The 14,484-nt window shown below is 56.4% G+C and carries 6 protein-coding genes; all 6 read right to left on the minus strand.

The features are described 5' to 3' along the window. Nucleotides 1–52: 52 nt before the first annotated feature. Nucleotides 53–3,256, minus strand: coding sequence for a DUF6298 domain-containing protein (locus V9K67_RS22820; RefSeq protein ID WP_336726622.1), 3,204 nt, complete (start codon nt 3,254–3,256; stop codon nt 53–55). A gap of 148 nt (nt 3,257–3,404) precedes the next feature. Continuing rightward, nucleotides 3,405–5,054 (minus strand): polysaccharide lyase, encoded by a 1,650-nt coding sequence (locus V9K67_RS22825; protein ID WP_336726624.1) that lies wholly within the window; start codon nt 5,052–5,054, stop codon nt 3,405–3,407. An 820-nt stretch (nt 5,055–5,874) separates the two neighbouring features. Next, nucleotides 5,875–6,807 carry a hypothetical protein gene (locus V9K67_RS22830; protein ID WP_336726625.1) on the minus strand — a complete coding sequence of 311 codons (933 nt, stop codon included), beginning with the start codon at nt 6,805–6,807 and terminating at the stop codon, nt 5,875–5,877. 45 nt (nt 6,808–6,852) lie between these two features. After that, on the minus strand, nt 6,853–8,712 hold the full coding sequence (locus tag V9K67_RS22835) for a RagB/SusD family nutrient uptake outer membrane protein (RefSeq protein ID WP_336726628.1): 1,860 nt from the start codon (nt 8,710–8,712) through the stop codon (nt 6,853–6,855). Nucleotides 8,713–8,743: 31 nt separating this feature from the next. Beyond that, complete coding sequence (locus V9K67_RS22840; protein WP_336726631.1) at nt 8,744–11,911, minus strand: SusC/RagA family TonB-linked outer membrane protein; 3,168 nt, start codon at nt 11,909–11,911, stop codon at nt 8,744–8,746. Between the two features lie 599 nt (nt 11,912–12,510). After that, nucleotides 12,511–14,472, minus strand: a complete 1,962-nt coding sequence (locus tag V9K67_RS22845) for a RagB/SusD family nutrient uptake outer membrane protein (protein ID WP_336726633.1) — start codon at nt 14,470–14,472, stop codon at nt 12,511–12,513. Between the last annotated feature and the right edge of the window lie 12 nt (nt 14,473–14,484).

Below are 14,484 nucleotides of genomic sequence, written 5' to 3' on the forward strand. Positions count from 1 at the left end.
CTGTGGGATCGCTCCTGATTCCCAATGAACAAATTAACCAATACCCTAATTCCTAGTTACGGGCCAGCCACAGCAGCGCGCCTTTTTTGGGGGCTTTCAGCTCCAGGGCGCTGCCGCCTTTTACTTTTTGCTCCTTCAGCAGGGCGCCGCTGCGGGTATCGATCCAGCGGGCCTTGTAGGTGGCTTTTACACCGGACAGGTCCACGGAAACCGGGGCGTCGTCCTCGTTGTAAATGATGTATTCGCGGTCCTTGTTGCCCAGGGCCAGCACGCCTTTGGCAGCGCCGGGCAGGTCGAGGGGCCGCATGGAGGAGGCCGCCGCCAGGAAGCCGGGGTGGGCAATGGCGGGGATGGTCGCCAGCGAGCCGCCGGCCATAAAGGAGGCCCATCCAAAGGCGTCCCAGCCGTCGGCGGAAAACAGCACCGCCTTGTCGGGGAATTTCTGCTTGTACTCCCGCACGGCCCGGTACACCTGCTCAAAAGTGGTGCGTTTGGGCTTCAGCAGGCGGGCATGCTGGCGGGGCGCCAGGTTCTGGCCGCCGGCCGGGGCATAGGCGCTGCCGTCGGGCTGGTAGTGCCAGTAACGAATATCGATCAGGTCCACCACGGCGGCCCGGGCAGGGTCGGCCAGGATGGAATCCTGTACGTCCTTGGTGGTGCTCAGCCCAATGATCTCCTGCTTGCCGGTTTCAGTTTCCCACTCGTTGATCACGTCGAGCCAGAACCGCACGAAATGGGCGGGGCCGGTATACTCTTCACTGACCAGCTGGATCACACCGCTGTTGTTTTTAAAGTTCTCCAGGCACTGGCGGATGTAGGCGCGGTGCAGGGGACGGCGAACCGGGTGGTTGACGTCGTAAAACTGGTCGGCCAGGAATACCCGCTTGTCGCCGGCATAGGGCACGGGCTCGGGGAAGCCGGTGTTGTTGATGTTGTTGGCCGGGCGCCAGGGGAAGTCGGCATAGTGGGCGCCGGCTTCGATGATGTTGTGCTGGAAATAGTTCTGGTGTACCAGCACCAGCCCTTTCTGGTCGGCCAGGTCGGCAAACTGCTTCAGGCGGCTCCAGTACCAGGGGTTGTATTTCGTCAGGTCGTATTTGCTCAGGCCGTCATAGCCGCTTTCCTGCCCGCTGCGGGCGAAGGGCTGCTCGTAGAAGGGCGGCCATACTTCGCCGTCCATGCGGCGGATGCGCTCGTGGTCGTCGCGGCGACGCTCGTACCACAGGCCGTAGTTGTGCTCCAGCACCACCCGGCGGCGCAGGGCCATGGTGTCGGTCAGGGCATTGAGGTCGTCGGTCAGCCCGGTGCCGGTGCGGCCGGGCACGTAGCGGGTGATGGCGGGGGATGCCGCCCTGATGCCGTCGGGGCGCACGTTGCCGCGCCACCAGGGTTCGTTCATGCGGCCGCCGATCACGGGCTGGCCGCCACGGACCAGCCAGCCGTTCAGCACGCGCATGGCGGGGGCGCCGACGAATGCGGGGCGAGCCGAAGTTTTTACCTGGTCAATGGTTTTGACAGCCTCACTGTTTACGGGGATCGGGTTGCGGGTAGCAGCGGCGTCAATGAAGTCGGTCAGCAGCGGGGCGGGATCCACCGCCTGGCGGGTGAGCTTCATGGCCACCTCCACCGGGGGACTGCTGGAAGCTTCCGACTCCACGGGCAGCAGTTGCACACGGCCCCTGGTGCTGTCGCCCAGGCGGTCGACCAACTGGGCGTAGTAGAGCGAGCGGGGACGGATGTGTTCGTTGGAGCTTTCCCAGTGGCCGTTGCCGGCAAACTGCGACCAGGTGCCGAAGGCCCAGTTGGTAGCGGTAGGCGGGGCGGGACATTCCACCAGGGCGGCGGAGCACTGCCAGAAAACCGAGTTGGCGGCGGTCCAGCCGGCGCCGGCGCCGTCCTGGCCGCGGTTGGCATAGCGCAGGGCCTGGCCGTCTACGTTCACGATGTCGAACAGGATGCCCGAGGCCCAGCTGTCGATGGTACCGCTGAAGCTGTAGGGGCGGTCCGACTGGCACTGCACGAAGGCGTTGAGGGTGGCGGCGAAGCCGGCGGCAAAGTCATGAAAACCCCGCTCGGCGTAGCAGCGCTGGAACAGGGTCTGCTGGCCCGAGGTATAAAAGGTGTAGCGGCGCTGTCCGCCGATCTCCGACACGGGCGCCAGCGATTTACAGTCTTCCACGGTGACACGGCTGGCGCTTTCGAGCACTGCCACGGCCGAGCCGGCAAAGTGTTCGAACACCACCTGGCGCACCCAGGCGTCGGCAATATTTTCGAGGGTGACGGCCATCCAGCGATGGTTTTCGTCTTTTTGATTGTTTTTGTCGAAGGTCGAGCGCAGGCGGAGGTGCTCCACTCCTGCCCCGCTGATACGGCCGGGCCACTGGTACACGGCCACGGTGCCGCCGCCATAGGCGGGGTCGAGGGCGGTGGTCAGCGGTGCGTCCAGGGTCAGCTCGTTGCCGTTGACGGCCAGCACGGTGCGGTCCCAGGAAACATTGCGTGCGCCGGGCTTCCAGCCCAGGGCGGTTTCGCCGCCGCCGAAGTGGTCCGTACCCAGCAGGTCGATCCATTCCCTGGTGCTGGGTCGCTGCACCAGGATCTTGTCCCCGGCCTTGATGCCGGAAACATCCGCCACTTTAATTTTCGTCGCATTGACGGGCACGTAGCCTCCGGTAACCGCGATGGAGGGCCCGAGGGTCTGGTCACCTTTTCCCGCTACGGACACCAGGGTCTGGCGGTCGATGCCGGCGCCGAGGAGCACCGTGCCGTCTTCGCCCATGCCGCTGCCGCGGAGGACGACGCCGGAAGCCGAAAGTTTCAATCCGCCCCATACTTCGTACACGCCTTTCTGCAGCAGCACGGCGCCGCGGAAGCCGTCCTTATCGGCCGGCAGGGCGGCCACATAGTCGAGGGCGGCCTGGATGCGGGCGGTGGCATCGCCATTCGCTACCGGCACCACGATGCGGACCGGCACATTGGGGATAGCCGCGGCACCGGCCTTATAACCGCTGTACGAAAAATCCGGCACCCGGTTGCCCAGGGCGTCAGGGGTATACACCAGTCGGCCACCAGCGCCGGCGGTAACCGGGGGCGGTGGTGGTACGGGTTTGGCCTTTTTCGCAGCGGCAGCGGCGGGAGCGGCGGGAGCGGTCTGTGTTCCGGAGGCGGTTTGCGCCTGCGCCGTATGGGTCAGCAGCGCCCAGGAGGCAAGGGTAAGAAAAACGGGACTGTTCTTTCGGAGGAAATGGGGGGTCAAGGCGAAAATGTTTTAAGGGGGAAAGCTAAAAAGTTCCTGAGTTCCTAAGTTCCTGAGTTCCTGAGTTTTCTCTTTACCAGCAATGGCTTAAAGTAAACTTCAGGTACTCAACGAACTCAGGAACTTAGGAACTCAGGAACTTAGAAACTTATTTTTTGGCGACTGCCGGTTTCACGGTCGATACATCGATAACGCTGTTCAGGTATTCTTCGATGTTGGTGTAGCCGTCCTTGTTGCGGTCCAGGGAGGCGTCGGCAGCGTTTTTCGGGTTCAGGCCGTTTTTGATTTCCCAGGCGTCGGGCATGCCGTCGTTGTCGGAATCTTTATAGGGCGTGCCTTTGTACTCGGGGTAACCACCCACCTGGCTGATGTCGGTGATGATACCTTGCTTGTACGAATCCAGGGGCATGCGGCGGTGCTTGAACTGTTCGGTGGGCGCTACTACGCCGGCGGGTACTTCCACCTTGCCGGTTTTCACCTGCTTGGTCACGCGGGTATCCACGGCATCACGGCGGGGAAGGGTGGCGCCTACGTTGTCCATTACGTAGTTAAACGCGTCTTTGGTGGGCAGGATGGTGATCGGGGCCATGGGCAGGGGCTTGCTCCACTTCATGTTGGCGGTATGCTCGCCGGTATTGGACAGCTCTTCCACTTGTACGCCGCCGTTCCAGTTGTCCTTGGTCACCTTGTCGTTGCCTTCCATGATGTTGCCGTTCACATAAGCCTTTCCATACACGTGGTATTTCAGCTTGCTGCGGCCCGATTCAGGCTTCAGGATACGGTGGCCCACCGGGGAGTTGGTCGGGGTGGCCGGACCCGGTTTGAAATAGTTGTTAATGATGTTGTAGTTGGCGCGGTAGTCGCCGCCGTCGATGGAGCGGTGTACCCAGTTGTATACGACGTTGTTGGCGAAGTTGAAGATACCGTTCCAGCCGATAGAGGGGTTACGGCCGGCGTTGTTGGCCCACAGGTTGCGCATGAACGTACAGTTCTCGCCGCCCAGGGTGCTGCCGAAGGCGTGGTTCCAGGTATCGAGGGCTTCGGCGAAGATCGAGTTCTGGATGGTGATGTTCACGGTGCCCAGCTTTTGCTCGATCGAACCGGTGCTGTCGTTGTACATGTGGCGGTACATCGACATGTTCTCGTCCAGGCCCCAGGAAGCGGAAACGTGGTCGATGATGATGTTGCCGATCGGGTTGCCGCCGATGGCGTCGTCGCGGCGGCCTACGTTGGTTTCCCCGCGACGGAAGCGCATGTAGCGCACGATCACGTCGTGGGTGTTGATCCAAACGGTTTCACCGGCAATGCACACGCCGTCGCCGGGAGCGGTCTGGCCGGCAATGGTGATATAGGGAGCGCGGATCACTACGGGAGTTTTCAGTTTGATGATACCGGCAACGTTGAATACAACGGTGCGGGCGCCGCCTTGTTCGCAGGCCCAGCGGAAAGAACCGGGGCCGCTGTCTTCGAGGTTGGTCACCACGTATACGTTACCGCCGCGGCCGCCGAAGGTGTACTTGCCACCGCCTTCCGCACCGGGGAAGGCCGGGATCGAGGCCTGGGGCAGGTCGTCCGGGCGGGCAGCCCAGGGAATAAAGGGCTTGCCTTCACGGGCTTCCTTTTCAATGATGGGAAGGGCCTTGGTCCAGGCATCATCGGAGCGCTTACGGGAAACGCCCATCAGGGAGTCGGACCAGCGCTGTACATCCGCGGGAATGGAGGGGTATTGCGCCATGGCAGAGGACGCCAGGCAAATGGCGGAGGCAACCATCAAGGAGCGAACTGCATTTTTTTTCATTCTGAATATTCGTTTGGTAGATTGTGAACGGTTTAAGTTTTTTTGGCTGGTGGATTGGATTTATTACGGGGAGCGTAAGGGCGGGAAAGGATTATTTTCCTTTGATCACCATCGATCCTGCGGGACCGGAAAAGTCTTGGGTAATAAATACAACGGCTGGGGTAGCCAGGGTGGAAATTGCTACGACGAGCGAAGATCCGAGGGTTAGCAATGAGGGGTTCATGGGCAAACTCGTTTAAAACATGTAAAAGAAATCCCGGTGAAATCCGTTTTTAGTGGTTTTGATAACTGATCCGCCGGAGGCATAAAATTAGAATGGTTCCTTTCCGCCGGCAATGTCAGGTTTTACTAACCTGATGGAACATTTTACTATTAATTCACTCATCCGCGTAACGTTTTCGTTTGCTAAACCAAGTTACGCGAATTCACCAGGAGCCATAGGCCGCATCCGCAAAATGCCCGAAACTGGAGGTCAACGAGGGAAAAAGATCGTTCAGGCGGAAGAGTTTAAACATTAATTTTCATACTGATGTTTTACCATCGATCAAAATAAGCGGAAGTGCCGAGGGACGAGCCCGCAGTACCCGGTTAAAAATTGTTTTATCTGCATAGGAAAAAAGGATAGGGAGAAAAGTTAATTAGCGTTAAAAAAAAGGAGGACAATGGATTATTTTCTTCTCAGAGGAACTACCGGGTCTTTTAAAAAGATGAAGCTGCTTTATTGCCTGGATACCCGAATGCACCCGCGCAGGCAGCTGTTTTAACGCCAAAAGCCCCGGACTGGTTCCGGGGCTTTTGGGTGCTTTTAGTTGTCACTTGTTTACTTTTCGATCTTCACATCGATGTTTACGAACCGGGGCATGCCGTTCTGCGTGGCGCCATCCACATAATTGATGTTGATGGCTCCGTATTTACCGGCGGCGGTTTTGAACAGGATGATGTTACCGGCAGCCAATTGGGTGATCTTATTGGAAGTACCCGACGCCAGGTTGGAAAGGCCGGCGGCGCGTAGGGCTCCGGCCGAATTCAACCTGTCGAAGGTATAAGCGCCGGGGGTGATCGAACCCGAGGTCACCTTCTTCATGATCGTGGCATTCTTTGTCCAGGACGAAAGGTCGTACGGCTGGAAGGGGTTAGCCGTCAGGGCATAAATGGTGTTCTTGGGCCCGGTGGACGACGACAAATTGGTGGTATCGAAGAAATAGCCAAAATCGATCAGGTTGCTTTGGCCAGCACCGGTGGTATAGCTGTAGGTTTGACCGGTAGTGGTGGAGAAATAGCTCTCCTTCACTTTCGCCACCGTGTCCGGAACATTCAGCTGGCGCAGGGTGTAGTAGATGAAGTCGGGCTGAATGGTCACCGTAAGGGTTTTGCTGCCATCGCCGATGAACACGTTCTCTGCATTGCGGGCGAAAATCCGGTAGGTATATTGCCCGGGAATGCTGTCCGTTACGTATTTCTTAAAGCCGGAAAAGCTCCTGGGCTTCGACGGATCGATGTTCATGGTATCGATCCTGGTGTTATTCTTCTGGATCTCCAGGAACTTGATGTCTTCGGATGCAGAAGTTATGTCGAAATCCAGATAAATGGTGTCCTTGGGATTCAGGGTAACATCCCCGGTAAGGGCTTTGGCGCTACTGTTCTTATAGTTGATCGACACGCCATAGGAAATCGGTTCTGCATTTTTGGTACAGCTTCCCAGCAGCAAGCCCGCCAGGAAAAGGGATCCAAAAAATATATTGTTTCTTTTCATGAAAATGCGTTTGATGGTGATGATTCCGTTTTTCTGTCGGGAAAGTTACTGTTTCAGGGGATCGTAGGTGCCGCCGGGCCAGCCAATGGTCTGTTCGATCACATAGCTGGAGGAGACCACGCCGGAAGGCAGGGGATAGAAATAATAGTTTTGCGGGTAGGTGATGGAGTTCGCTCCATCCAGAGTTACCAGATCCACTTTAAAGATCTTGTTGTACACTTCCTTGTTGTTGATGTTGATGGTATCGCGGTTACGTGCGCCGGTCGGGGTCAGTGCATCCAGGTAAATCTTACCGGCTACCGGGTTAGCGGGAGGGTTACCGGCGATATAGGGATCCTTGGCGGTCAGCCGGATACCCTGGCGAACCGTACCGGACAGCAGGTGGAAGCGCTTGGTGCGGCGCAGGTCATGGTAACGTTTGCCTTCCATGGCGAACTCCACGGCACGCTCATTCAGGATCAGGTCGCGCATCTGGTCGGCGGTGCTGGCCAGTGCAAGTCCGTAATCCTGGGCGCCGGCAACGATGCCTGCACGCTGGCGCAGTAAGCGGACGAGGTCCTTGGCCTCGGACAGGTTGCCGATCTCGTTGGCGCATTCGGCATAGTTCACCAGCACCTCGGCGAAGCGCATTTCCACCCAGTCCATGCCGCTGCCGCCGCCGGTATTGCTGTTATACACGGCCGCTGTGGCGGAAAGCGAAGGAATCGAGAACTTCTTGGTATAAAAACCTGTAGCCGAAACGTTGCTGCCGTCTTCCACCAGGTTCTGGTATACCCACTGCCGGCGGCCGCCTTTCCCGCTCAGGGCCCAAACGCTGCCGTTGTAGGCCAGGGTTTGCTCGAGGCGCGGGTCGCGGTCCTTCCAGTATAAAAGCTCGTCATAGCCGGAAGCCGTATTGACGGTTCCGTCGGCTTTGTAGGGAAGGGAGCCGTCCTTCATAGGGAACATCTTTACCAGGTTCCAGGTAGGCCGGTAGGATCCGGTGCCGCTGGCGGCTTCGGAAAAGGGACGGATCGCAGCTTCAATATTGGTACCACGGCCCGGGTTCACGGAAACCGCATCGTGCTTGCGGATCAGGAGGGGCTCCTTGTTGGCGGCCGTCTCGTCGGTAAAGATCTTGGAGAAATCGGGGTTGAGCGCATACCCGTGGGCCTTACAGGTATCGTAGGCGGCTTTGCAGGCCTCGTAGGCTTTCTGCCAGCGAGTAATATCGTTGCCGGGGTTAAACTGCGGGCTGGCCCAGTACATCAGTGCTTTTCCCTTCAGGGCCATGGCGGCGCCTTTCACTACCTTTCCTTGCTCGGCGGAAGGCCAGGTAGCCGGCAAGGCGTAGCAGGAATCCAGGTCGCGAACGATGGCTTCGATACAGTCCTTGGTGGAGGCACGGGGCACTGCCAGGTCATCGTTGACCAGGTCCTGGGTCTTCAGGACCAAGGGGATGCCGCCGTAGAGGCGCACCTGGTTGAAATAGGTCAGGGCGCGCAGGAAATAGAACTGGCCTTTCAGCTTTGCCTTCAGATCGGGGGCCAGGTTACTGTTCGTCAGCCCCTCGATGGCCTCCGAACAGCGGCGGATGTCGAAATACCGGTTGCCGGTGGCATTGTTGCCGGAATAAATATCGGTGATCTCGTTGCCGGTCAGCTGGCCGTACAGCAGGGCGGTACTGGCGCTGTTCATTTCATCGGTGGTGTTGTGGATGCCACCGGCTACCGGCCATTGCGGTATGATCAGGTCGTAGGTTTTATTCAGGAAAAGGTTCACGGCGCCTTCGGTATCCCAGATGCCCACGTCCACGCCGTTGAGGTCTTTTTTATCGAAAACGTTTTTGGAGCAGCTCAGGAAAACGGTAGCCATGGCCATGCCGGCTGCCGCTTTCTTCAGAGAAGATATATTCAAGTACTTCATTTCAATAATTAGTTTAGAAAAATTCACGCAATTACAAGGAGGCGTTGATACCCAGGGAGATGGTTCTCAGGGTGGGGTAAGAGGCAAAGTTGCTGGTGGAAGGATCCTTATATTTCAGGGGGTTGTAAAGGCTCCACAGGTTGGTGCCGGTGATCACGGCGCGGAAATCGGGGATCCGCAGTGCTTCGGAGATGCGCTTGGGCATTTTGTACGAAAGCACCATGTTGTTGATCCGGCTGGTGGTACCGGTAACCGCCCAGAAGGTGGAATTTTCCTTGGCCAGGGGCGCATCGGCGCGGGGGAACTTTGCGTTCGGGTTTTCCGCCGTCCAGTGGTCGGCCCAGAATTCCACGGCGTTCTGCGTGGTGGTGGGCACCTTACGGGCTTCCGAATCATAAAATTTCTTTCCGCCAAAGGACCACTGAATGTTGGTGTTGAACTTCAGGTCCTTCCAGCTCAGGCCAACGGACAGGCCGCCACCGACGATGGTGGAAGTATTATCGAACATGGGCACGATATCCCAGTCGTCGATCTTACCGTCGTTGTTCACGTCCACGTAGTCCAAAAAGCCTACCTGGGGCTTCACGCCGCCGATCTTGTAGTTGGGGTTTTTCGCCAGCAGGGCGTCCACTTCCGCCTGGGTACGCAGGATTTCCTTGGCGATAAAGCCGTAGTTGCTGCCATTGTATTTACGCGAGCTTTTGCCGATCATCACCTTGTACTCTTCGTACGGCAGGGCCAGGTTGTTGGGATTGTAATATGTCTGGATCATCTGGTTGTCCGAAGTTCCAAAGTTCAGGTCGACGTTAAACTTCAAATCACGAGTCACCGAGCCGCGGTAGCCGATCGAGAACTCGGTACCCCAGCTGTCCTGGATACCATAGTTGGTGATACCGGTTGTGACACCGGCGGTCGTCGGGATGGTGGAGTTGCTCATGTTGTCCAGGCCGTCGTAAGTGTGGCGATGGTAAAATTCCGCCGTAACGGACAGCTTGTTCTTGAACAGTTCGGCATCAACGCCCAGGTTCTTGGTGCGGGCCTTTTCCCAGCTGATCTGGGGGTTGGGTACGATGCTGGGATCCAGACCGTTGGAAGGCGTGGTACCGAACAGGGCGCCGGTAGTTTGGGTATAGCGGGCCTTGTATTGGTAGTTGTTTACCCGGTCATCCCCTACCAGTCCGTAGTTGGCGCGGACCTTCAGGTTGTTGATGAAATGAAAGTTATCGCGGATGAAGTTCTCTTCGCTGAGCCTCCAGGCCAGGCCTACCGAGGGAAACAGACCCCAGCGGTAATCGGGGTGGAAGTTGGCCGAACCGTCGTAGCGGGCGATCACTTCTACCAGGTATTTGTTGTCGAACGAATAGTTGGCTCGTCCCAGGTACGACCGCTTGCCGGCCTCGTTATTGGTAGCGGTTTGGATGGTGGTGGTGGTGATGGGATATGCCCAGTACTGGTCCACATCCGGGATCAGTTGGCCAGTCCGGTACACCTGCAGCACGTCGCTGGTGCTTTCGTTCTGTTCGCTCAGCACCATCACGTCGAAATCATGCTTGCCGATGGAGCGGGCATAGGCCAGTGAAGCGTTGACCTGGTAGCTGCTGGCGTTGTTGGAGTTGGTCAGGATCTGGTCGTTGTTGGAAATGGTCCGGGAAGTAGCGGTGGCATTCTTCGCGGTATCGAACAACAGGCCGTTTTGTCCCATGGTACCCAGGTCGTAGGCAATATAAGGGGCATAGTATTCCTTGGAGCCACCGCTGCGGTTCACCTTACCAAACTGAACGCGGGCCGTCAGGCCTTTTACAAAGGCGGGCTTGTACTCCAGCGAGGTGTTGAGGGTCATGCCCTGCGATTTGTTCCACTTGTAGCTTTCGGTCTCGAACATGGCCTGGGGGTTCCAGCGGCCGGGAGGGTTGGGACCGTTCCAGGCGTTGTATTTACCGTTTAGGCTGAGCGGCACCCACTGGGGCGTCAGGAACAGGGCCCGGATGGTTTGGTCATCGGTTTCCGCGCTGGCTCCTTTCAGCGTATTGCGGTTATCGCGGGAGAAATCGGTATTCAGGCTGATGTTGGCGGTAAGGCCGTCGGTAATTTTGGCGTTCATGCCTGAACGAATACCGTATTTCTGGATCGAGATGTCGGCGTAGTTGCCGGTCTCTTTATAATAGTTACCGCCGGCAAAGAAGGTTACCCGGTCGTTGCCGCCGCTGACGTTGATCACCTGGCGCATCAGGCCGGCAGGCTTCCAGAATTCATCATACCAGCTTTTGTACGGATCGGTAGCAAGGTAATTGAGATCGTTTTGGGAAAAACGGCTGTTAAAGGCTGAGTTGTTCAGCTCATAGCCGTCGTTGAGCATTTTGGCGTGCTCATAGGCGCTGAGCACCTTGGGCTTTACCGTGGCGTCGGAATGCCCGTAATAGCCGGTGTAGCTGATCTTGGGCTTGCCGGGCTTCCCTTTTTTGGTAGTCACCAGCACTACCCCTTTGGCACCAGCCGCACCATAAACGGCAGCCGAGGCATCTTTCAGGAAGGTGATGGACTCGATCAGGCTGGCATCGAGGTTGTCGAAGTCTGTTTTGGGCAGGATCAACCCATCGATAACATAGAGCGGGTCCGAAGTCAGGCCCAGGCCTGCGGAAGCGCTGAAAGTGGTGGGATTGCGGATGCTGATGGTGGTGGTGGCACCCGGCTTACCCGAGGCAACGCTCACCCCTACCCCCGGTACGCGGTTCATCAGGGCGGTACCCAGGTTGGCTACCGGAAGGTCTTCTACTTCTTCGGCACGGATGGAGGAAACGGCGCCGATAACGTTGGCTTTTTTCTTGGTACCATACCCTACCACCACTACGTCGTTCAAGGTACTTTCAATGCCCTTCATTTTCAGGTTGAGCATGGTTTTGCCACCGGCTGATACGGTTTGGGATTCCATACCCACATAGGTAAAGACCAGCGCAGCATTGGCGGGAACATCAATGCTGTAATTTCCATCGGCATCGGTCACCACGCTTTTGGCGCTTCCTTTAACCTGCACAGTAACGCCGGACAGCGGTTCGCCTTTGTCGTTGGTGACTTTACCCTTGATGGGATCGTTCTTAAAAAATTCATTGCGGAAAAACGGGTCAGAGACAGCATGGGGAGTGGCCAGTGAAGGCACGGAAATGACCAGTGTAACTCCCAGGGCAAGCAAGAGTTGCTTCATAAGCATTGTCGTTGTTTAATAAAAAAAGTGAAGTGGTGGTGATCCAGGTTAGCTTATCACATTCTTTTAACAGAGATTAAAAATAGATTAGAAAGCTCATCTGGAAAATGTCAGGTTTTACTGAAGTGATGGACTATTTTACTGCTTTTTAAGTAAATAGTGCAACCAACTGTCCTGCACCTGCAAATTTCTCAATTCCAACCAAACAACCGCCTCGACTCGGCGAATCCTACCATTTAGCAGGCGAAATACGATAAAGAGGTGTTAAATAAGATGAGATTCAACGGTTTTAATAAGTAAAACTATGTAGCCAAAATCCATTTTCATTTTTTTATTACAGTCGAGTCGTTCCGAATTTTTAACCGTATACCTAGAAAGGACTGTAGGAGAAGCGATAAAGGAAATTTTTTTGGCAAGAGCAGGACAGTTTGTTTTGCAAATAATGGACTATTATGTTATACATGAGCAACTGAAAAACAGGATATTTACCCAGCTTTGTTGCACCCGGCCTGGCCTTTGGCTATCTCAAAAGGCTTGAAAAAAAGAAAGGCTGTCTCAACTATTACGTTGAGACAGCCTTTACAACAACAATCAGTTGCTTATTTTTTGAAATCGAACGTTCCGGGGGCTCCGCTGTAATCATTCCAACCGATGGTTTGTTGCAACCAGGGGTTTTGGGAAAGAATAGTAGCGGTCAGACCCTGGATGTAATAATGGGGTCTGAAGTTGATCGACACCGCCACGTTGTTATCGCGGTCAACCGGTTGATCGGTATTCAGTACGACAATATTATTGGTAACGAACTTTTTCAGGCTGTCCAGCTGTGCGCTGAAGTTGGACGCATCAGGGTCAATGCCGGAGATCATGCTCTTGCGGGTGGCCAGCAGGGGATCGGCAGACGAAGCAGTGGTTTTGTACTGCCAGTTGCGGCCGACACGCTGGGTGCCGTTGATCTTGGCAATGCCCAGTTTCGCGTTGGTCTGGTCACCGTTCACGTCATCGTACAGCATCCAGCGATGGATATCCCAAAAACGTTTGCCTTCATAGGCCAGTTCCACGCGGCGCTCGTACAGTACGGCTTCCAGTGCCTGGTATTTATCCGCCGGGGTACCGATGCCATAGTTGTTGGCGGAAGGAATGCCCACACGGGCACGGATTTTACCCAGGTAGTTGACAGCGTTGCCGATGTCACCCTTGGCAGCATAACATTCGGCGATGTTCAGCAGCAATTCGGCATAACGGTATTCCATGATATCGGTACCGGAGTTGGCCAGGGTAGCCATAACCGCGTTGGGGTTCGACATTTTACGCACAACGGCGGGGCTGTTGACGCTGTTACCATCGCTGTACACGGAGGTGTTCCCGTTTTTCCAGCGGTACAGCCAAACCACGTCGTTGGCACTGTCCTTCGTGGGCCACTTAGAACCGGAGAAGGCGAAGGTGCGGTAAAACCGGGGGTCGCGGTTCATGAAGAAGTTCAGGCTGTCGTAGTTGCTGCCGACAACCGGGCGGGAGCCGTCGGCCATGGGAAACAGGTCGATCATATCCTTGGGAGCGGCCACACCGCCACCGCCGGCTTGTTTGGTCAGGCGGACGGAGCGTTCCCAGCCGTTGTTGGAGACACCGGAAGCGGCTGTGGAGTTCGACAACAGCTGCACCATGATGGCTTCCTTGTTGAAGACGTTATCCCGCGAATACCACATTTCACCCCACTCCTTGGCGGTAGAGCCGTACAGGCCATATCCGGCGGAGGTTAAGGCAGTTTCCGCAGCCAGGCCGGCCTCGAGGGCCTTCTGCCAGCGTTCGTCACCTGCATTGTCCCAGTTCGGGTTGAACAGGGGGCTGGCGAAGGTCAGCAGGGCACGGCTTTTCATGGCCAGTGCCGCACCGCTGGTGAAGCGGCCCCAGTTGGTGGCTTCCCAGGTAGGAGGCAGCAGGGCGGCAGCAGAGTCGAAGTCGGCCGCAATGCGGGCGAAACACTCGGCAGCAGTGGCTCGGGGCAGTTTGATGCTCTCGTCGGTAGCGCTCACGTCGGTTACCTTGGTCACCAGGGGTACGCCTCCGTAAATACGCACCAGTTCAAAATACTGCAGGCCTCTCAGGAAAAACATCTGCCCTTTGGCGCGGTCACGGAACTGCGCGGACAATGTCTGGCCTACGGTTTCCATTTTCTCCAGCAGGAAGTTGGCGTAACGGATCCGGGTATACGGGTTATTGGTCACACTGGACGAAAGGGCTGCTCCATAATAAGCATCCGCATCGGCGGCGTTCGTGTAGGTCAGGTTGGGGTTGATCCACTTGGGAATCGTGCCGCCGATTTCCTCGGTCATCTGCGACCGGGTGCCGTCATAAGTGCCGACAACGGTGGACAGGGGCGATTTATAGGCCGAAAAATAATCGAAATACACCCGGTCAATATACCAGCCGGTTTGCGTTTCGTTGGTGAAGAGGCTTTCGTCTAATTTATCGTAACTCTTCTTTTCCTCCAGGAAGTCCTGCTTGCAGCCAGTAGCCATTGCAGCAGCCAGGGATAAGTATAAGAATATTTTAATCTTTTTCATGATAATAATGGT

This window comes from Huijunlia imazamoxiresistens (assembly GCF_037132455.1).
Lineage (GTDB): Bacteria > Bacteroidota > Bacteroidia > Chitinophagales > Chitinophagaceae > Flavisolibacter > Flavisolibacter imazamoxiresistens.